Consider the following 26,105-nt stretch of genomic DNA (forward strand, 5'->3'; position numbering starts at 1 on the left):
TGGGGGCGTGACTGATCCGCAGCAGCCCCCGTCCGGTGCCGTCCCTCCTGTGCCTCCCGCGCCCCGATCGGCCGACGAGCAGCAGCAGTTCGCGCCGCCCGTGCCGCCAGCGCCCGCTGCGTACGCGTCGACTCCCCCGGTGCCGCCCGCATACCAGAGCGCTCCCCCGGCCTATCAGGGTGCGCCGCCCGCATACCAGAGCGCTCCCCCGGCCTATCAGGGTGCTCCGCCCTCGTACCAGGGCGCTCCCGCACCGCAGGCGGCTCCTCCCGGCGCCTATCAGGTTCCGGTCGGAGGCTACGCAGCGCCCGCGGGCGCATACCAGACACCGGTGATCGCGGAGAAGAAGTCAGGGCTGCTCGGCATCCTGGCTCTGGTCCTGGCGATCGTGGCAGCCGTGGTCACACCGATCGTCGCCGGCATCATGGGCTTCGAGATCGGACGTCGTCTTCCGGGCGGTCTCGACACGACGGCACCGGACTTCCTGTCGATCCTCTCTCCCGCGAGGGACCAAGTCCTGTGGGCGGAGATCTCGTTCTGGACGGGGACCATCCTCGGCATCGCCGCCATCGTCATCGGCATCATCGCCATTCGCAAGAAGCAGGCGCGCGGTGCGGGCATCGCCGCCCTCGTGGTCGCCGTGCTCGGCCCGATCATCTTCTGGGTCGTGCTGCTGGTGACACTGTCGACGGGAACGGCGACCGGCTTCCTGCCGTAGCCGCGGGGCACGCGACGGGTGCACCGCCCCGTGTCTCACCGTGGAGCGTGGTGCTTCTGCTGAGCGGCGAGCAGTCCGTCCTCGACGAGCAGCTCGACCGCGTCCGCCGCGTCGGACACGAGTATGGGCAGGTTCGCGCGCTCGTCCTTGCCGAACGGCGAGAGCACCCAGTCCGCGGGGTCCTGGCGCCCCACCGGTCGACCGATGCCGACCCGCACCCGCGGAAATTCCGGAGTGGTGATGGCACGGGCGATGTCTCGGATGCCGTTGTGCCCGCCGTGGCCTCCGCCGATCTTGAGCTTGACGGTGTCGAACGGGATGTCGAGCTCATCGTGGACGACGATGATCTGCTCCGGCGGCACCGAGTAGAACCGCGCCAGGGCGGCGACCGGCGTCCCGGACACGTTCATGAACGTGTTCGGCTTGGCGAGCACGAGCTTGTCGCCGCCCGGGCGCAGCCAGGTCTCGACGACGCGCGCGCCGCCCTTGTGCTCCCGAAAGTTCTCGCCGCGGCGTGAGGCGAGCTCATCGACGACCATCTGGCCGATGTTGTGACGCGTATCCGCGTATCGGGGGCCGGGGTTGCCGAGTCCCACCACGAGCCAGGTGGATGCCATGTGGTCGTCCTCTCGGAATGCGGGCCCTTCGCGGTGCCCGGGTCAGAATACGACAGAGGGGGCGCGATATGCTCGCGCCCCCTCTGTGTTGCAGTCAGCTGTGCGCTGCGCGTGCGGAGATCACTCCGCGGCGGGAGCCTCCTCGGCGGCAGCCTCGTCGGCGCCGGCCTCGTCCTCTTCGAGCGACTCCTCGGCCGGGATCGAGATCGCGACGACGAGAACCTCGGGGTCGGTCAGCAGCGTCGAGCCCTTGGGGAGCTTGACCTCGGCGGCGGTGATGTGCGTGCCGTCCTCGAGACCCTCGACCGAGACCTCGACGTTCTGCGGAAGATGCGTGGCCTCGGCCTCGATCGACAGCGTGTTCGCGTCCTGGTTGACGATCGTGCCGGGAGCCGACTCTCCGGTGACGACGACGGGAACGTCGATCGTGACCTTCTCGCCCTTGCGGACGACGAGCAGGTCGATGTGCTCGATGATCTGGTGCACCGGGTCGCGCTGGACGTCCTTGACGAGAGCGAGCTGGTCCTTGCCGTCGATGTCGAGCTCGAGCAGAGCGTTCGCACGGCGGATGATCAGCGAGACCTGGTGGCCGGGCAGTGCGACGTGCACCGGGTCGGTGCCGTGGCCGTAGATCACGGCGGGGATCTTGCCTGCGGCGCGCAGACGACGGGCGAAGCCCTTGCCGAAGCTCTCGCGGAGCTCGGCCTTGACCTTGGTGTCTTCAGACATGGGGTTCTCCTTCGGGGCACGCAGCGACAGCTGCGCGGTGGTCTTGGAATTGTTCTCGAACGCAGACACGTGAGGAAAGCCACCGGCTTGCTTCGCCGCGTCGATAACGGATGCCAGCGCACGCGCAGAAGCATCCCTCGCCGAGGTACTCCTCTCATGGTACCGGATGAGCCGGTAGGCTGAGAACACCGATCCCCTCTCTGCAGAACACGGAGTTCTCTCATGCTCGACGGCGTCTTCTTCTCCCACGCGATCGCCTGGCTCATCGGCGCGATGACCGTGTGCGCCGCAGGCTTCACCTTCGCGGCCCTGTTCTCCCTGGGGCGCTCGGGATACCGCAAGGACTGACCTCCTCGCGTCCGTCACCACCCGTCACACGGGAGCACCACCCCGGACGCCGCGATAATCTGGGAGCATCCCCTTCTTCTCGATCTAGGAGCCATCTGTGCCCGAAGCATCAGCGAACATCGGAGTCGTCGGACTCGCCGTCATGGGTTCGAACCTCGCCCGCAACCTCGCCAGCCGCGAGGGCAACACGGTGGCGATCTTCAACCGCAGCTACGAGAAGACCGCGACGCTCGTCTCCGATCACCCTGAGGCCGGCTTCATCCCCGCCCAGACCTACCAGGAGTTCGCCGACTCGCTGCAGAAGCCGCGCACCGCGATCATCATGGTCAAGGCCGGCGGCCCGACGGACGCCGTGATCGACTCGCTGGTCGAGGTCTTCGAGCCGGGCGACATCATCGTCGACGGCGGCAACGCGTACTTCCCCGACACGATCCGCCGCGAGAAGGCGGTCCGTGAGACCGGAATCAACTTCGTCGGCGCCGGGATCTCGGGCGGCGAGGAGGGCGCACTCACGGGCCCGTCGATCATGCCCGGCGGCTCGGACGAGTCGTGGATCACCCTCGGCCCGATCCTCAAGTCGATCGCTGCGATCGCCGAGGGCGAGCCGTGCGTCACGCACGTCGGACACGACGGTGCCGGACACTTCGTCAAGATGGTGCACAACGGCATCGAGTATGCCGACATGCAGCTCATCGCCGAGGCCTATGACCTCATCCGCCGCGGCACGGGCAAGTCGCCCGCCGAGATCGCCGAGATCTTCGCCGAATGGAACAAGGGCGAGCTCGAGTCGTACCTGATCGAGATCACCGCAGAGGTGCTGCGCCAGGTCGATGCCGAGACCGGCAAGCCGCTCGTCGACGTCATCCTCGACCAGGCCGGAGCCAAGGGCACCGGAGCGTGGACCGTCCAGACCGCGCTGTCGCTCGGCGTTCCCGTCTCCGGCATCGCCGAGGCCACGTTCGCCCGCTCGCTGTCGTCGCACCCCGAGCAGCGCGAGGTCGCCGGAGCCCTCCCGGGCCCGGACGAGGAGTTCGTCGTCGCCGACGAGGCCGCTTTCATCGAGGACGTCCGTCTCGCGCTCTACGCATCGAAGATCGTCGCGTACTCGCAGGGCTTCGACGAGATCCGCGCCGGCGCTGCCGAATACGGCTGGAACATCGACCTCGGCGCCATCAGCAAGATCTGGCGCGGCGGCTGCATCATCCGTGCGCAGTTCCTCAACCGCATCGCCGACGCATACGCGGCAGAGCCCGGTCTTCCCGTGCTGCTGACGGCTCCGTACTTCACCGAGGCGATCACGCGCGCTCAGGCGCCGTGGCGTCGCGTCGTGGTCGCGGCGGCACAGGCCGGCATCCCGGCTCCGGCGTTCTCGTCGTCGCTGTCGTACTACGACGGCATCCGCGCCGACCGCCTCCCCGCAGCCCTCGTGCAGGGCCAGCGCGACTTCTTCGGGGCGCACACCTACAAGCGCATCGACAAGCCGGGCACCTTCCACACGCAGTGGTCGGGCGACCGCACCGAGATCGAAGCCGAAGACACGCACTGAGCGCGTCGCAGACATGACGAAGGCCCCGGCGATTCCGCCGGGGCCTTCGTCATGTCTCACCGGGTGATGTCCTGCACCGTGCCCTTCGCCAGCCGAAGGCGTCTGGTGGCCCGGCGCGCCACCGCCGAGTCGTGAGTGACGACGATCATGGTGATCCCTTCCGCGCACAGCCCCTGGAGCAGCGTGAGGATCTCATCACGCATGCTCTCGTCGAGGTTGCCTGTGGGCTCGTCCGCGAGCAGCACGCGGGGTCGCTTCACGATCGCCCGCGCGATCGCCACACGCTGCTGCTGACCGCCCGACAGCTCGGTGGGCAGGTGGTCGCCGCGGTCGGCGAGCCCGACGTGAGCGAGAGCCTCGGCGACGCGAGCCGTCCGTTCGGTCCGGCTCAGCTCGGTGGGCTCGAGGGCCATGTCCACGTTCTCGGCCGCCGTCAGCGTGGGGATGAGGTTGAACCCTTGGAACACGAAGCCGATCTCTTGGGCACGGATGCGGCTGAGCTCCCACGCGGATGCCGACGCCAGCTCGATGTCACCGAGCTTCAACGAGCCGGAGGAGGGCTTGTCGAGCGCGCCCAGCATCTGCAGGAGAGTCGACTTGCCCCCTCCGGTCGGCCCCTGGATGGTGACGAACTCACCGGGAAGGATCGTGAGGTCGACCCCCGTGAGCGCCTTCACCGTGCGTCCCTTCTGCGTGTACGTGCGAGTGACACCCTGCGCGCGGTACAGCGGCGCCGCGGCATCCGTGCCGCTCGCGGAAGGGGCGATGTCTGCGATGGTCATGTCGTGTCTCCTTGTCGTGCGATGGGTGATCGAGGGTCCGTCAGGCGACGGAGCGCAGTGCCTCTGCCGGGCTGAGGCGGGCCGCGCGCCAGCCTCCGAATGCTCCTGCCACGAGACCGCCGAGCACGGCGAGGCCGACCGCGGCGACCAGCACCCACGGTGTGAACGGTGCGTGCAGCACGATGTCGGCCGCCTGTTGCGTCTGGAACATGTCGCCACCTCCGGTGGGCCCGCCGCCCATCCCGCCGGGGCCGCCTTCCGCAGTGCTCGCGGCAGCAGCCGCGACGGTCGGCTTCACGAGATCGATCACAACGATGCCGGCGATGCCGAGTGCAAGCCCCACGACGCCACCGATCAGTCCCTGGACCATCGACTCGCCCGCGACCTGGCGCACGACGCGACCGTTCGACCAGCCGATCGCCTTGAGCGTGCCGAACTCGCGGGTGCGGCGCGAGACGCCGGACAGCGTCAGCAGCACCGAGAGCAGCACGGCCACGGCGAGCACGATGATCGACAGCCAGGTGCCGAGGTTCGTGATCAGCGACGTGGCACTGGACAGCGAACCGGAGACGGTGGCGGCGAGCTCGGACTGCGAGGTGATCGTCGCGTCGGGCAGCTCGTCTGCGAGGGCCGCCTGCACCGCGTCGATCGACGATGCGGACTCGGCCTGCACGTACACCGTGGAGACGACGTCTCCGGCGCCGGAGAGATCCTGCGCCGTGTCGAGGGGCAGATAGACGTCGGCAGCGGTGTCGGCGGAGTCCGCGGTGGAAGCCACGATCCCCACGATCTCCACATCGGAGCCTGCGACGTCGATCGTGTCGCCGACGGCGATCTCGTTCGTGGTCGCGTAGGTCGCGTCGACGAGCGCGACGAGTGCCCCGGCGTCATCCGTGTCGAGAGCCCGGCCATCGCTGACCTCGACCGAGGCGAGCGGACCCACTGACGTCACGGCCGGGTCGATGCCGAGCACGGTGAATGAATCGACGCCGAACGAGCCGCCACCCGTGCCACCCGCTCCACCTTGCGGCGGCGCCTGACCCTCGGCCGGCGCAGTGCCCTCTGTCGTGGCGTCCTGCTCACCGAGCCCGCCGCTGGGCAGCTCGCCCGAGAACGTCGAGTTCGTGAGGCTGAGAGCAGCGGATGCCGCCGTCACGCCATCCGTCGAGGTCACCGTGTCGAGCACGGACGCGTCGAGCGTGCCGCGCATGAAGTCCGTCATGAGAGTCGACTGGCTCAGTGTGGTCGTGTCGCCCTCGGTCGCGCCGTCCTCCGAGCCGAAGTCGAAGCGCTGCCCGCCGCCCTCCCCCGGTTCCGCCGCGGCACCGGTGACCGTGAGGTCGGTGCCCACGCCGTACACCGATTCCAGCGCCTGCGCCTGCGCATCCCGAACTCCTGCCGTGAGGGCGTTCACGATGATCACCAGGGCGATCGCGATCGCGAGTCCGATCGCGACGATCATGGTCTGCTTCTTGCGGCCCGCCAACTCGCGCCGTAGATATGTCCCGTACATGTGTCTCCTTCTGCCGCGCCGTTCGCGGGGCCGATGTCGACGCTAAAGACCGGACTTTTGCGAGATCGAGGGACCGATGATGAGAAGGCTATGGGTGCTTTCTCACAGGCGACGCATAGCGCACTCCATAGAAACCCCATAGGTGATTCCGCAGAATGTACTCATGAGCACTGATCTTCCCGAATTGCGCCGCCCCGACGGCTCCCCCCTGCGCATCCTCGCCGTCGACGACGAGCAGATGCTCACCGACCTGCTCGCGATGGCTCTGCGGATGGAGGGCTGGGAGGTGCGCACGGCGTCGTCCGGCCTCGAAGCTCTGCAGGTCGCGCGCGAGTTCGAACCCGACGCTCTCGTGCTCGACATCATGATGCCCGACCTCGACGGCATGGCCGTGCTGCGGCGCCTCCGCGAGTCGGGCAGCCTCGTGCCCGTGCTGTTCCTGACCGCGAAGGATGCCGTGGGCGACCGCGTCGCCGGCCTCACCGCCGGCGGCGACGACTATGTCACCAAGCCGTTCAGCCTCGAAGAGGTCATCGCACGTCTGCGCGCGATCATCCGTCGCACGGGACATGCGACCGCCGACGACGGTCAGTCGATCCTCCGCGTCGCCGACCTCACCCTCAATGAGGACAGCCACGAGGTCATGCGCGATGGCACCGAGATCGAGCTGACCGCGACCGAGTTCGAGCTGCTCCGCTACCTCATGCGCAATGAACGCAGAGTGCTGTCGAAGGCGCAGATCCTCGATCGCGTGTGGAGCTACGACTTCGGCGGCAAGTCCTCGGTCGTGGAGCTGTACATCTCGTACCTCCGCAAGAAGATCGACGCCGGACGCACCCCGCTGCTGCACACCGTGCGCGGTGTCGGCTACATGATCAAGGCGCCTCAGTGAGCAGCACGGGGATGGCCAGACGGCCGATGAGTCTGCAGACACGGCTGATGACAGCCGTGATCGGCTTCGTCTCGCTCATCCTCGTGATCGTCGCCGTGATCACCAGTGCGCTGCTCGGCAGCACGCTCGAACGGCAGCTCGAGGATCGCCTGCACAGCTACTCGAATCAGGTGACGCAGTGGGTCAGCCGGGTACCGGCCCAGTTCGCGAACATGGACAACATCCTCGAGATCAACGATGCGCGGGTTCCGGGACTCCTGCTGGCGGTGTCCAGCACCGAGGGTGGCACCAGCGGCGTGCTCTTCCCCGACACCAAGGACGAGTGGGGCGGCGTCCCGCAGAAGTTGACCAGCGCGGACCTCGAACGGATCGACGCGGCACTTGCCGGCCAGCCCAGCGCCACCGTCGCCCTGGACGACTTCGGTTCGTACATGGTCTTCGCGAAGCAGGCGCCCAACGGTGTGAATGTCGTCACCGGCCTCCCCCGGACCGAGATCCAGAATCAACTGGCCACACTGCTCACCGTGATCGCCCTCGCGACGATCGGCGGTCTGATCCTCCTCGCTCTCACGACGGCGATCACGATCCGCGTCGGGCTGAGACCGCTGCGTGCGGTCGCCGCGACGGCGACGCGGGTGGCGAACCAGCCCCTCGACCGCGGAGAGGTGCAGATCACCGAGCGGGTGCCTGCCGCGGAGGCCGATCCGCGGACCGAGACGGGTCTCGTCGGCTCCTCCCTCAACAAGCTGCTCGACCATGTCAACGCCTCTCTCGCCTCCCGTCAGAAGAATGAAGAGCGGATGCGTCGGTTCGTCGCCGACGCGAGCCACGAACTGCGCACACCTCTGTCGTCGATCCGCGGCTACTCCGAGCTCTCTCTGCGTGCGCTGAAGCAGCAGGGCGGAGAGGCGGCCATCGAGAGCACCACGACGTCGCTCGAGCGCATCCAGGCCCAGTCCCTGCGCATGACGCGCCTGGTGGAGGATCTGCTGCTGCTCGCCCGTCTCGACGAGGGGCGAGAACTCGTCTACGGCACCGTCGATCTGACACAGCTCGCGCTGGAGGGGCTCTCCGATGCGCGCCCGACCGCAGCCGACCACCACTGGAACATCGAGGCGCCGGACGAGCCCATCGTCATCGTCGGCGATGCGGGCCGCATGCACCAGGTCGTCGCGAACCTGCTCGCGAATGCGCGGACGCACACGCCTGCCGGTACGTCGATCACCCTCAGCGTGGCCCGCGAAGGCGACGAGGCCGTGCTGCGCGTGCACGACAACGGCCCGGGCATCGACCCCGGGGTGCGGGACGAGCTCTTCGCACGCTTCGCCCGCGGTGACAGCTCCCGCGCCCGCCAGACCGGCGGCACGGGGCTCGGACTGGCCATCGCGAAGGCGATCGTCGAAGGACACGGCGGTCACCTCACGGTCGACAGCGAGCCCGGAGACACGACCTTCAGCGTGCGACTCCCGATCAACCCGGCGGCCGCCTCGGACTGACCGCGCCTTCGTCTCCCCTCGGTCCCGCAGAGCCGTCTGCGGGACCGAGGCACTTCTGCAAGGCGAACCGACGACTTTGATCCTGCAACCGTGCTCTCATCCTGCAGACGGAATACGCTCCCCTCTGCGCCGGCCCTCCCCCCGGGCCGGTTGCGGGGCCGCGGCACGTTCGCAAGACGAACGGGCGGCCTCGGTCCTGCAACCGTGCTCTCATCCTGCAGACGGAACACGCTCCCCTCTGCGCCGGCCCTCCCCCCGGGCCGGTTGCGGGGCCGCGGCACGTTCGCAGGACGAACCGACGACTTCGATCCTGCAACCGTGCTCTCATCCTCCAGACGGTGAAGCAGACGACCGCACGGACCCACGACTTCTCTTCTGCACAGGTCGGGCTATCAGCCGATACCTTCCACGACCCTCGATTCCGATCCGTCCCCCGCCTCAGAACGGGCAGGATCGATCAGATGCCGACCGCCGCACACGTCCTCTCTCACCTGGGTGATCTGGCCAGGGGTACGACTCTTCGCCAGTTCGGGCTGAGCAGACGGATGCTCTCATCAGCCGTTCGCGACGGCACGATCACTCGCGTCCGCAACGGCGTGTTCGCGACGCCATCCGCTCCCGCCGACGTTCTCACCTCTGCCGCGCACGGAGGCGCACTGACCTGCTCTCGTGCACTGCGGATGCACGGCATCTGGACGCTCGAGGACGATACGAATCCGCATGTCTGGCTCGGCACGCACGGCCGAAACCACCACATCACATGCACGTGCACCGGCCACTACTTCGGCGGACGGACGGTTCTCGGCCTCGCTCCCCTCGAGGACGCCCTTGTTCACGTCTATCTCTGCAAGGGCGATGAGTCGTTCTTCGTCTCGATCGAGTCGGCCCTGCAGCTGCGCAAGATCGGAGCGGCAGGGCGCGCCCGCATCCGATCCCGCCTCCCGGCGAAGGCTCGGTGGCTGGTCGATCTGGCTCGGACGGATGCCGACAGCGGCCTCGAGTCGCTGCTACGTCTTCGGCTTCACCTGCTCGGGATCCATCTCGAATGTCAGGTCGACATTCCTTCGGTCGGACGCGTGGACTTCATGCTCCATGAGCTGCTCATCCTCGAAGCCGACGGGGCGGAGAATCACGACAGCGCATCGCACCGCCATCGAGATCTGCTGCGCGATGCGGAGGCATCCAGGCAGGGATATGAGACATTGCGCTTCGACTACGCGATGATCGTCCACGACTGGCCGGTCGTGGAAGCCGCCATCCTTGCGGCCGTCGATCGCATTCGCGCGCGCATCTGACCTACCGGTTGCAGGACCAAGGCACGAATGCAGGATGGAATCAGGAAAACCACCCCGCAGAACGTGCCTGGGTCCTGCAGGCGGCACAGGACGACCCACCCCCGCGATCTACGGAGCGCTTCGGCGACGCACAGCCTGTACCACTTGCAGGACCGAGGCACGAATGCAGGACGGAATCAGGAGAACCGGCCCGCAGAACGTGCTGGCGTCCTGCACGTGGCGCCGGGCGACACCGAACAGACCGGACTCAGTACCCGGCGAAGGCGTCTGTCGTGAGCGACCGCGCCTTCTGCAGGGCGGGAGCGAGGTCGGCGATCAGCCGCGGCGGGCCGGAGATGTAGGAATGCCTCTCGCCGATGTCCGGGACGTAGTGCTCGAGAGCCGCCGCGTCGAGGCGCACACCCTGGGCCCAGGTCCAGCGCGAGGGCAGGTCGACAGGCTCGTCCCGGGTGAACACGATCACGCGCGCACCGGTCGCGGCCAGCTCGTCACGGAACGCGAGCTCCGAGCTGTCGGATGCCACGTAGACGAGAACCACGTCACGCTGCTGCTCGGTCAGCATCAGCTGTCGCAGCTGCGACACGAACGGAGTGACGCCGATGCCCGCGGCCACCATCAGCACCGGGGTCTCGGCGCGTGGAAGCAGGAAGTCGCCCCATGTGCCGGTCACCGCGAGCGCAGCACCCGGCTCGGCGGCCGCCAGCGCGCGCTTGTAGCTCGAGGGATGCTTGTGATCGCCGTCCTTGTAGGCGATGCGCAGCGTCGGGAGGTCGGCGGGCGCCGAGACGATGCTGAACTCGCGGCGGGTTCCACGCGCATCCGGGCGGGAGTGCGGCACGTCCAGCTCGAGGTACTGCCCCGGCAGGAACTTCAGCGTGCCCTTCGCGTGGAACGTCAGCTCCTGAGCCGTCGGCGTGATGAACTGCCGCTTCTCGAGCACGAGACGCACGGATCCGCGCAGCGCGAAGGCGAAGGCCAGGAGGTTTCCGATGAGCAGAGCACGCTCCTGCCCGAGCGTGAAGAGGCCGCCGATCGCGATCGGCCAGCCGGCGAGCACGCCGACGAGAACTGCCACCGAGAACTGCTGCCACCGGCGCGGCGGCAGAGTCAACGGCTCCGACAGCATGAACGCACCGAGGAACAGGAACGGAGACTGCAGGATCGCGAACGAGAGGGCGGAGCCGGCGTCGAAGTCGATCGCGAACTCCTGCGCCTGCACGGCCTGACGAAGGACCGAGACGGCGATGGCGACGACGAGGAACACGACGACGATCCGCACCTTCTCGGTGCGCCACAGCACGGCGAGCCCGAGGATCAGGACGGGGATGAAGAGTGACGGGGTGCCCACCCACCAGGACGACGAGGTCCCGAGCCATTCGAACGCTCCGAACGACCCGAGGATCGACACGACGGCAGCGCCGAACGCCGCCGGGTTGAGGATGTGCCGACCTCGCCACGCGATCAGGTACTTGGAGAGGCTCGCGACGGCTCCGGCGATCGCAAGGCCGAGCAGGGCGTTCGGCTCGATGCCGGGGCGGAGCACGAAGAGCAGGATCAGCGCGGTGACCAGCGACGACTCGATACGCCACGGAAGGCGCAGGATTCGCTGGGCCGCTGCGTCCACCAGCGAGATGACCATGGCCAGGACGACGAAGGATGCGAGGATCTCGACCGGCGTGGGTGAGACGATCACGCCGAGAGCCGAGAGCACCACAGCGATGAGCGCCAGCGTCAGCAGCGCGAACAGCACCAGGCGATACATCGAGATGCCGCCGAGCAACGCAAGGACCCGCTGCCGCAGTGCGGTGATGGAGGTGATCACAGGTCTACTCTTCCCTACTTCGATGATTCAACGGCGGGTGGTGAACAGCTGAGCGGGGCAGCCGTTCGAGCGTTCCGCCCGCCCGTCGGTCGTCATCCGCACCCACTCCACGCCCCACGATGCGGCGATCTCTGGCCCGCCCTCGAAGAACAGGGCAGTCGCGACAGCATCCGCTCGCATCGCGTCGGGGGCGATCGCCCACGTGGCCGCCCATGTCCGCACGGGCACGCCGGTGCGAGCGTCGAGGACGTGATGCAGTCCGTCGCCCCACGCACGGCGATTGACCGCCGAGGCGCACAGCGCGGCATCCTGCAGTTCGATCACGCCGATCGCCTTCGTCGGATCGTATGGATGCTCGAGGCCCACCCGAACCGCATCGCCGCGAACCCTCATATCACCGCCGGCATCGACCACGACACTCCCGGGAACGTCGGACAGCACCGCGGCGACGACGTCGACGAGGCGTCCCTTGCCGAGGGCGCCGACATCGAGGAGGGCGGGAACGGATGCCGTGGCCTCCCCCGGCGTCCAGTCCAGCAGGGACGTCCAGTCGCCGGGCGCAGCGACGGGATCGTGCGCGACGAGCGAGTACGACGAGTCGTAGCCCAGGGCCGACAGGCTGTCGGCGACGAGCGGGTTGACCGCCCCGTGGGTCGCGCGGGACAGCTCGCGGAAGGCATCGAGCATGGTTCCCGCATCAGGCGAGGAGATCGAGCCGCCGTCACGGCCGACCCGCGTGACCGAGGAGTCGTCACGGAACCGCGACCACTCTCGGTCGAACCGCTCGATCTCGGTCCCGACTCGCTCACGGTCATGCTCGTCGAGCTCGTGCGACGTCTCGATCTCCCAGGCCGTGCCGATCGCGTCGAAACGCCAGATCGCCATACGTGGTCAGGCGCCTCAGGCGGCCGCCTGCTCCTTGATCGACTCGACGGCCTCGTTGAACCCGCCGCTGGTGAGCGACGATCCGGCCACTCGACTGACCTCGATCTCGTCGAGCGACTTGCCCACGACCTCATCCGAGATCCCGTCGATGAACTGCCCCTGGTACTGCTCGCTCTCGCGTGCCTGCGGGTCACCGGTCACCTCGACCTCGGTGACCAGGCCGTCGGCGACGGTGAGGGTCACGCTGATCTTCTCGACCGTCTCGGGGGTCTGGTACGAACCGTCGGCCGTGTACGTGCCGTCGGTGTAGTCGCCGCTCGTCGATGCGCCCGAATCCGTCGACTCGGTGCTCGTGTCGGTTCCGGCGTCGGTGGACTGGTCTTCGGCGTCCGCGGTGCCGGAGCAACCGGCGAGCACGAGGAGCCCGGCGACGCCGACCAGGGCGGCGCTCTTGCGAACAGAAGTCGGTACAGTCGTGCGGATCATGATGGTCCTCCCGGCCTTGATCGATGTGTTGATTCGACCGTAGGGAGCCCGTCTATGTGCAGGCTGTGCCCGATATATGAGTCGCTTACGCGTCTCCGCCGAACATGCTCGTGACGGATCCGTCTTCGAAGACCTCGTGGATCGCACGCGCGAGCATCGGGGCGATCGGGAGGACCGTCAGCTTGTCCCAGCGACGCGACTCGGTGAGCGGGATCGTGTCGGTGATCACGACCTCGTCGATCGAGGCGTCCTGCAGACGCTCCGAGGCCGGATCGCTGAAGATCGCGTGGGTCGCGGCGACGATCACGCGATGCGCGCCGTTGGCCTTGAGCGCCTGCGCGGCCTTCACGATGGTTCCACCGGTGTCGATCATGTCGTCGACGAGCAGGCAGGTGCGACCCTCGACCGCTCCGACGATCTCGTGCACCGAGACCTGGTTCGCGACCTTCGGGTCGCGTCGCTTGTGGATGATCGCCAGCGGGGCGCCGAGGCTGTCGGACCATGTGTCGGCCACGCGGACACGACCCATGTCGGGCGAGACGACCGTGAGGATCTCTCGGTCGGCGGGGCTCAGCGTGCGCTGGAAGTACTCGAGCAGCACGGGCTTGGCGAACAGGTGGTCGACGGGACCGTCGAAGAAGCCCTGGATCTGTGCGGCGTGCAGGTCGACGCTCATCACGCGGTCTGCGCCGGCGGTCTTCAGCAGGTCGGCGACGAGGCGGGCGCTGATCGGCTCACGGCCGCGGCCCTTCTTGTCCTGACGCGAATACGGATAGTACGGGGCGACGACGGTGATGCGCTTGGCGGACGCGCGCTTCGCGGCGTCGATCATGATGAGGGTCTCCATGAGCCACTCGTTGACCGGCTCACCGAAGGTCTGGATCAGGAAGAGGTCGCAGCCTCGGATCGACACCTCGAACCGGGCGTAGATCTCACCGGATGCGAAGGTGCGGTGCTCTGTCGGCACGACCTCTGTTCCGAGCGACGCGGCCACCGCCGCGGTGAGCTCGGGGTGCGATCGACCACCTGCGACCACGAGTCGCTTCTTGGTCTTGGCAACGAGACCCGGAGCGATGCCGTTGTCCCTGTCCAGATCGACCGTCTTCTTCTTGCGCGCCATCGTTCTGCCTACTCCGCCACTCGGGTTCGGGCTGCGGCGTCTGCCGCGCCCGTGCCTGCCCTGTTCTTCTCGACCCAACCCTCGATGTTGCGCTGAGGGGCGACGCTCATGGCAAGGGAGCCGGCGGGGACGTCCTTGCGGACAACAGCGCCAGCACCTGTCTTGGCGCCGGCTCCCAGCCTAACGGGCGCGACGAGGGTCGTGTGCGAGCCGGTGTGCACCTCGTCCTCGACCACCGTGCGGTGCTTGTTCACGTCGTCGTAGTTCGCGGTGATCGTGCTCGCACCGAGGTTGACGCCTCGCCCGATGGTCGCGTCTCCGACGTATGACAGGTGCGGCACCTTGCTGCCTTCGCCGATCTCGGCGTTCTTGGTCTCGACGTAGGCGCCGATCTTGCCTCTGGCCCCCAGGACGGTGCCCGGCCGCAGGAACGAGAACGGTCCGACCGTGGCCTCGGCACCGATCACCGCGAGCGTCGCATCGGTGCGGCGGACGATCGCGTCCTCTCCCACCTCGCAGTCGACGAGGGTGGTGTCCGGTCCGATGATGGCGCCCTCGGCGATCGTCGTCGCCCGCAGGATGTGCGTGTTCGGGAGGATCGTGACGTCGGGCGCGAGGGTCGCGTCGTCGTCGATCCACGTCGTCGCAGGATCGATCACGGTGACGCCCTCGAGCTGCCAGCGCCGCACGATGCGGCGGTTGAGCAGACGACCGACCTCCGCGAGCTGAGCGCGGTCGTTGACGCCGTAGGTGACGGTGACGTCGGAGACGACGGATGCCGCCACACGGCTGCCATCGCGGCGGAGGAGCCCCGGCACGTCGGTCAGATACATCTCGCCCTGCGCGTTGTCGACGCCCACCGACGGCAGGTACTTGCGGAGCGTCGAGACGCGGAACACGTACATGCCCGCGTTGATCTCGCTGACGGCAGCTTCTTCGGTCGTCGCATCCTTCTGCTCGACGACGCGATCGACGCCGCCGTCGGCGTCGCGGATGACGCGGCCGTAGCCGGTCGGGTCCTCGACCACGGCGGTCATGAGGGTCGCCTCCGCCTGCGCGGCGCGGTGCGCGTCGAGGAACGAGCCCAGCGTGTCCGCATCCGCGAGAGGGCAGTCGCCCGAGAGCACGAGCACGTCGCCGTCGAAGTCGGCAGGGAGCGCGTCGACAGCCACCTGCACTGCGCGTCCGGTGCCGGGGACGTCGTCCTGATCGATGAAGACCGCGGTCGGGTAGTCCTTCTCGAGTGCGGCGACGACCTGGTCGCGTTCATGCCGCACGACGACCTCGATGTGATCGGCGCCGAGTCGCGTCGCGGTGGTCAGCACGTGGCCGACGAGCGGACGCCCGCCGATCGGGTGCAGCACCTTCGGAAGACGCGAGCGCATGCGGGTGCCCTGGCCTGCGGCGAGGACGATGATCGCGAGATTGTTCCCAGTCATGCTCCGCCGCCAGGACTCGAACCTAGACCTAACAGCTCCAAAGGCTGTCGTGCTGCCATTACACCACGGCGGACCGCGGCCCCCGAGGGCGCCGCGGATCAAGTCTGCCACGTCCACCTGCGTGCTACCGGCGATAATGGACGGATGACTGAGGCGGATGAGGTTGATCGGATCGTCGGCGCCTGGAACACCCAGCGCCCCGACCTCGACTTCTCGCCTCTCGAGGTGCTGTCGCGGATGGATCGCCTGACCAGGCTGCTCGACCGGGCTCGCAGAGATGTGTTCCGACGCAGCGACCTGGAGGCCTGGGAATGGGACGTGCTGTCGGCTCTGCGCCGCGCGGGCGCGCCCTTCCAGCTCTCCCCCAAGCAGCTGCTGCAGCAGACGCTGGTGTCGAGCGGCACCATGACCAATCGCATCGACCGCCTGGTCGGCCGACGTTTCGTGCGACGGGAGGGCGACCCGGCCGACGGCCGCAGCGTGCTCGTGACGCTCACGGACGACGGACGCATCCGGGTGGATGCCGCGATCACGCGCCTCGTCGACGTCGAGGACGACCTGCTGCAGGCGCTGTCCCGCGGTGACCGCGATCGGCTCGCTGCGTTGCTGCGCAAGCTGAGCCTGAGCTTCGACGCGTGAGGGGCTGACGGATGGGCATGCTCTCCCCTCTTCCGGTGCGCGACGGCGTCGGCGCGACACGTCTGCACGTGCCGATGAGCGGCGAATGGCCGACCGTCGGCGCGTACATGATCGAGCGCTTCTTCCACCTCGATCCCGAGGGGCTGCTCAGCCGCTTCGATCGCGGTGAGATCGTCGCCCGCGACGGCACCCCTCTCGCACGGGACACGCCCTTGGGGGTCGAGGAGTTCATCTGGTACTACCGCGACCCGCCCGTCGAGACCCGTCTCCCCGTGGAGATCGAGGTCCTCCATCAGGACGACGATCTGGTGGTCATCGACAAGCCGCATTTCCTGCCCACCATCCCCGGCGGGAAGTTCCTGCAGAACTCGGCGCTGATCCGACTGCGCAACCTTCTCGACAACGACGAGCTCGCCCCCATCCACCGCTTGGACAGGGCCACGGCAGGAGTGCTGATGTTCTCGGCGCGACCGGCCACGAGAGGGCCGTATCAGCTGCTCTTCGAGACGCGGCAGGTGCAGAAGGTGTACGAGGCCGTGTCGGCTCGTCCGGCCGACTGGGATGCCTCACGATTCCCGCTCGTCTACCGCAACCACATCGTGAAGCTCCGCAATGAGCTGAAGGTCCAGGTCGACGACGAGCGGGAGCCGAACGCCGAGACGCAGATCGATGTGATCGATGCCGACGAGCGCGTCGTGCACACGCTCCTGCACCCGCACAGCGGCAAGATGCATCAGCTCCGCGTGCATCTCGCCGCGCTGGGGCTCGGCATCCTGAACGATCCGTTCTACCCCGAGTTGCGTGGCGAGAAGCCCGACGACTTCAAGAAGCCGATGCAGTTGCTCGCGCGCGAGCTGCACTTCGTCGATCCGCTGAGCGGCGCGCCGCGGGTCTTCACCACGACGCGCACGCTGCAGGAGGCTCCCGTCAGCGCCGCATGATCCTGCGCGCGAGCCACGTGCCGAGCATCTGCACGAGGTGGACGAAGACGACGATGAGGACGATCGCCGTCCACATGACGACCGGCTCGAACTGCCGGAAGCCGTAGATCTGGGCGAACGCGCCGAGGCCGCCGCCGCCGATGAGTCCTGCCATCGCGGTCATGTCGATCAGTGCCACCACGATGAACGTGTAGCCGAGGATCAGCGGTCCGAGCGACTCGGGGATCGCGACCGTGAACAGGATGCGCGTGGGACCTGCGCCCATGGCGCGCGCGGCTTCGATCACGCCGGGCGACACCGACACGAGGTGCTGCTCGACGATGCGGCCGATGGCGAACGCCGCGGCCAGACCGATCATGAACGCGCCGGCCGTGGTGCCGATGCCGGTGCCGACCACCGCGCGGGCGAACGGCTGCGCCACGGCGACGAAGAGCACGAACGGGATCGGGCGGAAGAAGTTCACCCCGAGGTTCGCGATGACCGACACGGCCCGGTTCTCGGCGAGCCCGCCCGGACGGGTGACATACAGGATGACGCCGATCGCGAGACCGAGGATGCCGCCCAGCACGAGTGCGAACGACGTCATGTACAGGGTCTCGAGGGCGGCCTTCCAGAGGTCGGGCCACAGTTCGTTCAGACGATCCATCAGCGTGCCTCCTCTTCTGCGATCTCGGTGACTTCGACGCGCTGGCCGATCTGCTCGAGCGTGCGGTCGATCACGGCGCTCTCACCCCGGATCGCGAGTGTGAGGTGGCCGAAGGCGCGCCCCCGGATGTCGTTGATCCCGCCGTACACGAGCTCGAAGTCGAGTCCGGCGCCGGCGAGGTCGAGGAAGACCTGAGCCTGCGACGAGTCGCCGTCGCGGAACGAGAACGTGACGAGGCGGCCCCGGTGGCGCTCCCGCAGCACGCCGAGCTCGGACGGCGACGGGATGCCCTTCACGACCGTTCCGACGAAGCGCTGCGAGGCCGGATTCTGCGGGGCCGAGAACACGTCGAAGACATCGCCCTGCTCGATCACCCGTCCGTTCTCCATGACCGCGACCTTGGTGGCGATCGTCTGGATGACGTCCATCTCGTGGGTGATGACGACGATCGTGACGCCCTGCTCCTGGTTGACCCGCTTGAGCAGGTCGAGCACCTCATGCGTGGTCTGCGGGTCGAGTGCGCTGGTGGCCTCGTCGGCGAGGAGGATGGCCGGGCCGGTGGCGAGGGCGCGGGCGATGCCGACGCGCTGCTTCTGGCCACCGGAGAGCTGTTCGGGGTACGCCTTCGCCTTGTCGGCCAGGCCCACGAAGCTCAGCAGCTCGGCGACCCGCTTCTCGATGTCCGGCTTCGACCATCCGGCCAGCTTGAGCGGGTAGGCGATGTTCGCCTTGACGCTGCGCGAGGAGAACAGGTTGAACTGCTGGAATATCATCCCGATGCCGCCGCGGACCTTGCGCAGCTCGCTCTCCTTGAGAGCTGTGATGTCGACGTCGTCGACGGTGATGGTCCCGCTCGTCGCCGGCTCGAGCGCGTTGATCAGTCGTACGAGCGTGGACTTGCCGGCGCCCGAGTATCCGATGATCCCGAAGACGTCGCCCTTCTCGATCGACAGGGTCACGTCGTCCACGGCCACGACCTCGGACTCGTCGCGCGTGCGGGAGGGGTAGGTCTTCGAGACATTCGTCAGGGTGACGATCGGCATGCGGTGCTCCGGTCTGTCTGCTTCGGGAACGAAGAATCGGGTGACGCACGAAGCGCCACCCGATTCTCCCTCATCGGACGGGGGTGTCACCCACCCCGGTCGTCCTACTTGTTGGCCTCGGTGTCCTTCTGGACCTTCTCGAGCGAGGCGACGAGATCCTCGACCGGGGTCTGCAGCGGCACGGCGGTGTCACCCGACGACTCGAGCAGGCCAGCCTGGACGTCCTCATTGGTCTGGAAGATCTCGACGAGCTTCAGGTACGTCTCGTTGTCGGCGTCCTCGGCGCGGGCCGCGAAGATGTTCACGTACGGAAGCGCGTTCGGGTCTTCAGGGTCGTCCTGAGCGATCGCATCCTCGAAGGTCAGACCCGCATCCTCGACGAAGTCGTTGTTGATGATCGCCGCCGCGACGTCGGGCAGCGACGTCGGGATCAGCGCGGCCTCGAGCGCGGTGACCTCGACCTTGGACTTGCCCGTGTCGATGTCGGAGAGGTCGGAGAAGATCGTGCCGCCGCTCTTGAGCTCGATGAGTCCGGCCGACTGCAGCACGAGCAGCGCGCGAGCCTGGTTCGATGCGTCGTCGGGAACCGCGACGGTCTCCCCCTCGGGGATGTCGTCGACATCGTCGTACTTCTGCGAGTACAGGCCCAGCGGGTAGATCGCCGTCGAGCCGACCGGCGTCAGGTCGGAGCCGGATGCCGTGTTGTACTCGGCGAGGTACACGATGTGCTGGAACTGGTTGAGGTCGATCTCACCCTCGGTCAGAGCGGGGTTCGGCTGCTCGTACGAGCCGAAGTCGACGAGCTCGACCGTGATGCCCTCGTCAGCGGCTGCCTCGACGAAAGGAGCCCACTGTGCGTCTCCCTTGCCGACGACACCGATCTTGACGGTCTCGTCCTCGGAGCCGCCGGAACCGGCGTCGGACGATGCGGTCGCGCAGCCTGCGAGTGCGACGAAGAGCGGGACCGCGGCGAGCGCGGCGATGACGGATGTGGTCCGACGGGATGCTGTGATGGACATGAGTGTTCGGGTTCCTCTCTTGGGGGACTCGAATACGTTAGGCAGGGCGACGCGCTGCGCGACAATCGAGTGTCACAGAGCGTCACAGCTCTCAGTCGTAGTCCTCGATGCCCTGCAGCCGGACCTGTTCGAGGTCGAGTCGTGCCGAGATCCGACGGACCACGAGGTCGTCGACCGTCCCTTCTCTGCGCAATCCGAGCAGCACCTCGCGTTTGCGGTCGATGAGCGCGAGCTTGAGGCGCGTGTGCTCCTCGTGACGCAGCAGCGGCGACCGCTGCATGACGTCGACGTCGGCCGAGGTGGCGATCATCTGCAGAGTCCTGACCTCGCCGTCCGCGAGCTCACCGTCGTCGCCGACACGAGTCGCGTCCGGCAGTCGCAGCGCGACCGACGCCTCCGCGGCACCGGCATCCGCTCCCCCGTTCATCTGCTGGCCGCCGCCCAGCGGATCGGGCTCGTCGAGCATGACGTCGAGCGCCTGGGCCTCGGCATCGACGATCGCCTGCTCGCGCGCCAGCGCACGCGCGTTCGAGAACTCGAGCATCTGGTAGCCCTCGGCACGCACCTTGTCTCGGATCTCCTGACCGACGCCGTGCTCGACGGCGAGGTCGTCGAGGGCGGCCAGTGCCGCGCCCGAGATCGTCCGCTCGGCGAGCTCGTACTCCTCGGCCTCCATGTGATCGACCGGGAAACGTGCCCAGCGAACGATCGCCGGCAGCAGCGGCCCCTGTACGAGCAGACTGAGCAGGATCACTCCCGCCGTGACGAACACGATCTCGTCGCGTCCGGCGATCTCGCCCTCGGTCGCGCTGGCGGCCGGAACCGACAGCGCGATCGCGAGCGAGACGGCACCCCGCATGCCTGCGACCGTCGACACCGCCATCGATCGCGCCTTGGCACCACGGGACGGAAGCGCCGGATTGCGTCGCTGGAAGGGCGCGTTCAGCAGCTGGAAGAGATATCTGACGACGAGCAGCGTCCCCCACACCGCGAGGGTGATGAGCACGAGCCGGCCGATCGCTGCCGCGGAGATCTCATGTGCGACGAACTGCACCTCGAGCCCGATCAGCACGAACAGCGCTCCGTTGAGCAGGAAGACACCGAACGGCCATGCGGCGTCGGCCTGCCGCCGCGACGAGGCTGTCGTCACCCGGGGGGAGACATAGGCGACGATGAGACCGGCCACGACGACGGCCAGCACGCCGGAGGCGTGCACGATCTCCGCGAGGAGGAATGCGCTGAACGGGATGAGCAGCAGCGCGACGTTGATGACGATCGTCGAAGAGGTGCGACGCAGCAGCAGGTAGCCGAGGCCTGCGATCACGACACCGGCCGCTACTCCTCCGACATAGGAGGTGAGCACCGACATCGTCACCGACAGGGGTGTGATGTTGCCGCCGAGAGCCAGCGAGACGGCGATCGCGTAGAGCACGAGCGCGGTTCCGTCGTTCGTGAGGCTCTCGGCCTTGAGCTTCATGAACATGCGCCGGGGCAGCAGCCTGCCGAGGGCTGCCACGGCCGTCGCATCCGGAGGGGCCACTGCGGCGCCGAGGATCAGCGCGGTCTCCCACGGCATCCCGAACAGCAGACCGATGCCCGCGACGGCGAATGCGGATGCCACGACGAGCACCGTGCTCATCGGGAGGATGTATCGGAAGTCACGGCGGATCGATCGCAGCGAGGTCGTGAGGCTCTCCCAGAACAGCATCACCGGGAGGAACAGCAGCAGGACCGTCTCAGGGGGCAGCTGGATCTCGCGGAGCTGCGGGACGAAGCCGAGCAGGAGTCCGAAGATCACGAGGACGAGCGGCAGCGCGAGTCGAACGCGCGGCGCGATCAACGTGCCCACGAGGATCGTGAGTCCGATCAGGACGGTGACCTCGAGTCCTTCCATCTGAACCTCCCGGGTACCGCAGGATCAAGCTGTGCGATCCCGGCTGGCATCGAACCCCGCCCAGAGCACAGCGCATTCGACTGCCACCGTATTCCCGCGAGGGCGGAAGGGCCAGACCTCTCGTCAGTCGAGCTCTTCGGTCAGCTCGAACCAGCGGAGTTCGAGTTCCTCGATCTCGGCCTGCTGGTCGCTGATCGCCTTCATCTTGTCGCCGAGGCCGGCGAAGTCCGACTGGTCGTGATCCGCCAGAGCGGTCTTCGCCTTGTCGACCTGCTGCGTGAGCTTCTGGATGCGGCGCTCGAGCGACGAGACCTCTTTCTGGGCGGCGCGCAGTGCGGCGCCGTCGAGGCTGGGGGCCTTCTTCTCGGTGTTGACGGCCGTCTGCGACCTGCCCGGTGCCGAGGTCTGCAACTGGCGCAGGCGCAGGTACTCGTCGACGCCGCCGGGCAGGTGCCGCAGGTGGCCGTCGAGGATCGCGAACTGCTGATCGGTGACGCGCTCGAGGAAGTACCGGTCGTGGCTGACCACCAGCAGGGTCCCCGACCACGAATCGAGCAGATCCTCGATGGCCGCGAGCATGTCGGTGTCCAGGTCGTTGGTGGGCTCGTCGAGGATCAGCACGTTGGGCTGGTCGAGGAGCACGAGAAGCAGCTGCAGGCGGCGCTGCTGACCTCCGGAGAGATCCTTCACGGGGGTGGAGAGCTGCGCCGAATCGAACCCGAGCCGCTCGAGGAGCTGGCCCGGCGTGAGCTCCTGCGCCTTCGAGCCGGATCCCATCGTGTACGAGGTGCGCAGTCGCGAGATCACGACACGCACCGGCTCGCGTCGGACGTCCTCGAGTTCGTCGAGGCGCTGCGTGAGAGTCTTCACCTTCACGGTCGTGCCGCGCTTCACACGGCCGACGGTGGGCTCGACGGTGCCCGAGATCAGCCCGAGCAGCGTCGATTTGCCAGCGCCGTTCACACCGAGGATGCCAGTGCGCTCCCCCGGCGCGATGCGCCACTCGACGTCGCGGAGGACTTCGCGGGTGCCGCCGTCGGCGGTCGGATAGGTCACTCCGACGTCGAGCAGGTCGACGACGTCCTTGCCGAGACGAGAGACGGCGAGCGACTGCAGGGAGACCTTGTCGCGGATCTCCGGCACGTCGGCGATGAGCTCGTTGGCCGCATCGATGCGGAACTTCGGCTTCGCGGTTCGCGCGGGTGCGCCTCGACGGAGCCACGCGAGCTCCTTCTTGGCGAGGTTCTGACGCTTGGCCTCGGTCGCCGCCGCCATGCGGTCGCGCTCGACGCGCTGCAGGATGTACGCCGCATAGCCGCCCTCGAAGGGCTCGACGATGCGGTCGTGCACCTCCCAGGTCTCGGTGCAGATCTCGTCGAGGAACCACCGGTCGTGAGTCACGACCATGAGCGCTCCGGAATTCGGGCTCCACCGCTTCTTGAGGTGTCCGGCGAGCCAGGTGATGGCCTCGACGTCGAGGTGGTTGGTGGGCTCGTCGAGCGCGATGACGTCCCAATCCCCCGTCAGCAGCTTGGCGAGTGAGACGCGTCGGCGCTGGCCTCCGCTGAGGGAGCCGATCTCCGCATCCCAGGGCAGGTCCTTCAGCAGTCCCTCGATCACGTCGCGGATGCGCGGGTCGCCGGCCCACTCGTACTCCGGGGTGTCACCGACGACCGCCGCGCTGATGGTCAGGTCGTCGCTGAGGGTGTCGGCCTGGTCGAGGACGCCGATGGTCGTGCCACCTCGCACCGTGACGCGGCCCGAGTTCGGCTCCTTGATGCCGGCGAGCATTCCGAGGAGGCTCGACTTGCCGTCGCCGTTGCGGCCGACGATGCCGATGCGGTCACCTTCTTCGATGCCGAGGGTCACGGAGTCGAAGACGACCCTCGTCGGATATTCGAGATGAAGGGCTTCTGCCCCGAGAAGATGTGCCATGTCACTCCCCAGGGTAGTCGCGCGGTCTGGGTGGCCCGGTCAGCCTCCTGTCACGGCTGCCTCGTCATCCGGCACCCTGCGCACGAGCGCGCCGGCCGAACAGCTCCGGGAGCGACGCCGTGAACTCCTCGAAGTGGCTGTACCAGACAGTGTGCGCGGCTCCGGGGATGCTGCGCACGTCGATGCCGTTCGCCTCGAACCGGGCGACGTCGGCGGCGGTCACCCAGTCGCTCGGGTCGGCGCGGACGATGATCGACCCCGGGTCGGGAAGCCACATGTGATCGCGGCCGCAGGAGACGGATGCCATCGTCGTCGGGTCGAAGCGGCGGGCGGCGAGTGCCTCGATCTCGGCATCCCTCTCCGAGTAGAACGGACGCGAGGCACGGAGGTTCTCCGGCGACTGTCGCGCTTCGCGATCGCGGGCGTACCGCTCGATGAGATCGTCACGGTCGCTGCCGCCGGGGAGGACGAGTGCGGCATCGACATAGATGCCCGGTTCAGGTCGGAGAAGCGGGGCCGCCTGTGCGAGCACGCTCGCACCGACGGAGTGTCCGACGGCCGCGAGCGGCCGCCCCGGGGCGAGACTTCGGACGGTCTCGACCACCGACGATGCGGCCCGCTCGATCGTCAGACGCGGGTCTCGCGGGGACAGACCGTGACCGGGGAGATCGATCGCCAGCACACGGAAGCCCTGTGCAGCGAGCACCGGCATCACACGCCACCAGCTGTCGGCCGAGCCCATCATCCCGTGGAGCAGAACCACCGTACGAGGGCCGTCGCCGACGTCGACGGCGTGAAGGAGCATGACGTCAGTGTCGCATGAGTCACCCCTCTTCCGGGATCATGTCGATTCGGGAATGTATCGAATCTTCGTTCGAATGTCGGTGGTCCGTGATCCACTCGGAGACATGACAGCACTGCTCGACGCGACGGACACGCAGATCGCGAATCTCGCCGATCTCGTCGCCGCGTTGCAAGTCGCGGAGGCGACATTGAGCAGCATGAGCGCGGCGCGCGACGGGCTGCTGGCGATCGCCGGTCGGCTCGCGGTCGACATCGCGAAGCAGGGGGATCACCCGGACCGGGGAGACCATTCGATCAGGACCATCGCAGCCGAGATCGGAGCCGTGCAGCATGTCAGCGATCGCACCATCGAGCGGCGGATGGCGGCGGCGGAGCTGCTGGTCGATCGGTTCCCCGCCGTCTGGGCCGCACAGGGAGCGGGGCGGATCAGCGCCGCGCACTCCCGTGTCATCGTCGACGCAGGTTCGGGCCTCGAGTCGCCCGATCACCGCGAGGCATATTCCGCGGTGATCCTTCCGCTGGCGGAGGTGGAATCGCCGAACCGACTGCGCGCGCTGGCACGGCGAGTCGCTGAGCGGTTCGCCCCGACGACAGTGTCGGAGCGGCATCGTCGCGCCAGGTCTCAGCGGCGAGTCTGGGTGACGGATGGCGAAGACGGGATGGCGACGCTGCACACGCACGCGCCTGCCGCGCTCGTCCACGGCATGTTCGATCGTCTCTCGCAGATGGCGCACGCACTGCGCGTCGAGAACCTTCGCGCGAAGCGGCGGGCGGCTCGCGACGGCGATGAGTTCGAGGCGGATGATCGGACGGTCGACGAGATCCGCGCCGACCTGCTCGCCGACCTCGTGCTCAGCGGCCAGCCGACCGGGCACGACAGCGAAGACGGACTGCTGGCGGCCATCAGTGCGCGCATCGAGATCACCGTTCCGGTGACGACCCTGATGGACGACGATGCGGACGCGGCGTCTGATGCCGAGGCGGCGTCGCCCGCCGAGCTCGACGGCGTGATTCCGATCGACGTCGATACCGCGCGCCGATTGGCCGGGCAGACGAAGGGATGGGAACGGGTGCTGACGCATCCGATCACCGGTCGCGTCCTCGCCGTCGACCGATACCGACCGAGCCGCCACCTGCGCAGGCACCTACGGGCAAGAGATCAACGATGTCGATTCCCGGCGTGCGGAGTGGCGGCGCGGAAATGCGACCTCGACCACAACCATGCTGCCTCGACGGGTGGCGCGACCTGCGAATCGAATCTGGCATCGTTCTGTCGCCGACATCACGTTCTGAAACATCACACGCCATGGCACGTCGAGCAGAAGCCCGGCGGGGTCATGGAGTGGACGAGTCCCATCGGGCGGACGTACATCGACACTCCCCCTGCACCGAACACGGTGATCTTCACCGAATCGGATGCCGTGCGCGCGCCGTTCTGAGCGGAGACGTTCGCGCTGGCGCGGACCTGTGGAGAAACGCGACGCGAGCCTGGCCGA

24 protein-coding genes and 1 tRNA gene are annotated in these 26,105 nt (G+C 67.8%); 9 read left to right on the top strand and 16 right to left on the bottom strand.

What is annotated here, in order from left to right; genetic code table 11:
* Nucleotides 1–7 precede the first annotated feature (7 nt).
* Complete coding sequence (locus tag SOM10_RS10800) at nt 8–718, top strand: hypothetical protein (RefSeq protein WP_320489936.1); 711 nt, start codon at nt 8–10, stop codon at nt 716–718.
* A gap of 35 nt (nt 719–753) precedes the next feature.
* On the opposite strand, the gene pth is transcribed toward SOM10_RS10800, so the two are convergent.
* Nucleotides 754–1,335, bottom strand: a complete 582-nt coding sequence (gene pth / locus SOM10_RS10805) for an aminoacyl-tRNA hydrolase (protein WP_320489938.1) — start codon at nt 1,333–1,335, stop codon at nt 754–756.
* Nucleotides 1,336–1,455: 120 nt separating this feature from the next.
* Nucleotides 1,456–2,064, bottom strand: coding sequence for a 50S ribosomal protein L25/general stress protein Ctc (locus SOM10_RS10810; RefSeq protein WP_053097039.1), 609 nt, complete (start codon nt 2,062–2,064; stop codon nt 1,456–1,458).
* 222 nt (nt 2,065–2,286) lie between these two features.
* On the opposite strand from SOM10_RS10810, the gene SOM10_RS10815 reads away from it, so the two are divergent.
* Both SOM10_RS10815 and gndA read left to right on the top strand, forming a co-directional pair.
* On the top strand, nt 2,287–2,412 hold the full coding sequence (locus SOM10_RS10815) for a hypothetical protein (protein WP_256381367.1): 126 nt from the start codon (nt 2,287–2,289) through the stop codon (nt 2,410–2,412).
* A gap of 97 nt (nt 2,413–2,509) precedes the next feature.
* On the top strand, nt 2,510–3,958 hold the full coding sequence (gndA, locus tag SOM10_RS10820; RefSeq protein ID WP_053097041.1) for an NADP-dependent phosphogluconate dehydrogenase: 1,449 nt from the start codon (nt 2,510–2,512) through the stop codon (nt 3,956–3,958).
* 56 nt (nt 3,959–4,014) lie between these two features.
* On the opposite strand, the gene SOM10_RS10825 is transcribed toward gndA, so the two are convergent.
* Entirely contained in the window at nt 4,015–4,740 is a 726-nt protein-coding gene (locus SOM10_RS10825) for an ABC transporter ATP-binding protein (RefSeq protein WP_320489942.1), read from the bottom strand.
* A 40-nt stretch (nt 4,741–4,780) separates the two neighbouring features.
* Nucleotides 4,781–6,253, bottom strand: a complete 1,473-nt coding sequence (locus SOM10_RS10830) for an ABC transporter permease (RefSeq protein ID WP_320489943.1) — start codon at nt 6,251–6,253, stop codon at nt 4,781–4,783.
* 163 nt (nt 6,254–6,416) lie between these two features.
* Between SOM10_RS10830 and SOM10_RS10835 the strand changes: the two genes are divergently transcribed.
* The 3 genes from SOM10_RS10835 (at nt 6,417) to SOM10_RS10845 (ending at nt 9,936) form a co-directional block, all read left to right on the top strand.
* Nucleotides 6,417–7,145, top strand: a complete 729-nt coding sequence (locus SOM10_RS10835) for a response regulator transcription factor (RefSeq protein WP_056280043.1) — start codon at nt 6,417–6,419, stop codon at nt 7,143–7,145.
* Nucleotides 7,146–7,171: 26 nt separating this feature from the next.
* Nucleotides 7,172–8,641 carry a sensor histidine kinase gene (locus SOM10_RS10840; protein WP_414683578.1) on the top strand — a complete coding sequence of 490 codons (1,470 nt, stop codon included), beginning with the start codon at nt 7,172–7,174 and terminating at the stop codon, nt 8,639–8,641.
* A gap of 461 nt (nt 8,642–9,102) precedes the next feature.
* Nucleotides 9,103–9,936, top strand: a complete 834-nt coding sequence (locus SOM10_RS10845; protein WP_320489945.1) for a type IV toxin-antitoxin system AbiEi family antitoxin domain-containing protein — start codon at nt 9,103–9,105, stop codon at nt 9,934–9,936.
* A gap of 247 nt (nt 9,937–10,183) precedes the next feature.
* Here the strand turns inward: SOM10_RS10845 and SOM10_RS10850 are convergent, their stop codons facing one another.
* From SOM10_RS10850 to SOM10_RS10875, 6 genes are all read right to left on the bottom strand, one after another.
* Nucleotides 10,184–11,758 carry a flavodoxin reductase gene (locus SOM10_RS10850; RefSeq protein ID WP_320489947.1) on the bottom strand — a complete coding sequence of 525 codons (1,575 nt, stop codon included), beginning with the start codon at nt 11,756–11,758 and terminating at the stop codon, nt 10,184–10,186.
* A 27-nt stretch (nt 11,759–11,785) separates the two neighbouring features.
* A complete protein-coding gene (locus SOM10_RS10855) occupies nt 11,786–12,643 on the bottom strand; it encodes an FAD:protein FMN transferase (RefSeq protein WP_320489948.1) in 858 nt (285 codons plus the stop codon).
* A gap of 15 nt (nt 12,644–12,658) precedes the next feature.
* Nucleotides 12,659–13,129, bottom strand: a complete 471-nt coding sequence (locus tag SOM10_RS10860) for an FMN-binding protein (protein WP_053097053.1) — start codon at nt 13,127–13,129, stop codon at nt 12,659–12,661.
* Nucleotides 13,130–13,214: 85 nt separating this feature from the next.
* Entirely contained in the window at nt 13,215–14,249 is a 1,035-nt protein-coding gene (locus SOM10_RS10865) for a ribose-phosphate diphosphokinase (RefSeq protein WP_053097056.1), read from the bottom strand.
* A gap of 8 nt (nt 14,250–14,257) precedes the next feature.
* Nucleotides 14,258–15,688: a bifunctional UDP-N-acetylglucosamine diphosphorylase/glucosamine-1-phosphate N-acetyltransferase GlmU gene (glmU, locus tag SOM10_RS10870; RefSeq protein WP_072591547.1), complete on the bottom strand. Its 1,431-nt coding sequence runs from the start codon at nt 15,686–15,688 to the stop codon at nt 14,258–14,260.
* Between the two features lies 1 nt (nt 15,689).
* Nucleotides 15,690–15,761, bottom strand: a tRNA-Gln gene (locus SOM10_RS10875).
* 71 nt (nt 15,762–15,832) lie between these two features.
* Here SOM10_RS10875 and SOM10_RS10880 point away from each other — a divergent pair.
* Both SOM10_RS10880 and SOM10_RS10885 read left to right on the top strand, forming a co-directional pair.
* A complete protein-coding gene (locus SOM10_RS10880; protein WP_053097060.1) occupies nt 15,833–16,327 on the top strand; it encodes a MarR family winged helix-turn-helix transcriptional regulator in 495 nt (164 codons plus the stop codon).
* A 17-nt stretch (nt 16,328–16,344) separates the two neighbouring features.
* On the top strand, nt 16,345–17,268 hold the full coding sequence (locus SOM10_RS10885) for a pseudouridine synthase (RefSeq protein WP_320490738.1): 924 nt from the start codon (nt 16,345–16,347) through the stop codon (nt 17,266–17,268).
* On the opposite strand, the gene SOM10_RS10890 is transcribed toward SOM10_RS10885, so the two are convergent.
* From SOM10_RS10890 to SOM10_RS10915, 6 genes are all read right to left on the bottom strand, one after another.
* Nucleotides 17,255–17,914 carry a methionine ABC transporter permease gene (locus SOM10_RS10890; protein ID WP_320489950.1) on the bottom strand — a complete coding sequence of 220 codons (660 nt, stop codon included), beginning with the start codon at nt 17,912–17,914 and terminating at the stop codon, nt 17,255–17,257. The two genes, SOM10_RS10885 and SOM10_RS10890, sit on opposite strands and share 14 nt — an antisense overlap.
* A complete protein-coding gene (locus SOM10_RS10895; protein WP_053097066.1) occupies nt 17,914–18,957 on the bottom strand; it encodes a methionine ABC transporter ATP-binding protein in 1,044 nt (347 codons plus the stop codon). Before SOM10_RS10895 ends, SOM10_RS10890 begins: the two co-directional genes overlap by 1 nt.
* A 104-nt stretch (nt 18,958–19,061) precedes the next feature.
* A complete protein-coding gene (locus SOM10_RS10900) occupies nt 19,062–19,976 on the bottom strand; it encodes a MetQ/NlpA family ABC transporter substrate-binding protein (protein ID WP_053097067.1) in 915 nt (304 codons plus the stop codon).
* 91 nt (nt 19,977–20,067) lie between these two features.
* The gene (locus SOM10_RS10905; protein ID WP_187250507.1) at nt 20,068–21,870 is read right to left on the bottom strand and encodes a Na+/H+ antiporter; all 1,803 of its coding nucleotides are present in this window, start codon (nt 21,868–21,870) and stop codon (nt 20,068–20,070) included.
* A 123-nt stretch (nt 21,871–21,993) separates the two neighbouring features.
* Nucleotides 21,994–23,805, bottom strand: a complete 1,812-nt coding sequence (locus tag SOM10_RS10910) for an ABC-F family ATP-binding cassette domain-containing protein (protein ID WP_056280025.1) — start codon at nt 23,803–23,805, stop codon at nt 21,994–21,996.
* 64 nt (nt 23,806–23,869) lie between these two features.
* Nucleotides 23,870–24,610 carry an alpha/beta fold hydrolase gene (locus tag SOM10_RS10915; RefSeq protein ID WP_320489952.1) on the bottom strand — a complete coding sequence of 247 codons (741 nt, stop codon included), beginning with the start codon at nt 24,608–24,610 and terminating at the stop codon, nt 23,870–23,872.
* Nucleotides 24,611–24,713: 103 nt separating this feature from the next.
* Between SOM10_RS10915 and SOM10_RS10920 the strand changes: the two genes are divergently transcribed.
* Nucleotides 24,714–26,048: an HNH endonuclease signature motif containing protein gene (locus tag SOM10_RS10920; RefSeq protein WP_320489953.1), complete on the top strand. Its 1,335-nt coding sequence runs from the start codon at nt 24,714–24,716 to the stop codon at nt 26,046–26,048.
* The last annotated feature ends 57 nt before the right edge of the window (nt 26,049–26,105 follow it).

The sequence above is a fragment of the Microbacterium sp. CFBP9023 genome, from assembly GCF_034045055.1.
Taxonomy (GTDB): Bacteria; Actinomycetota; Actinomycetes; order Actinomycetales; family Microbacteriaceae; genus Microbacterium.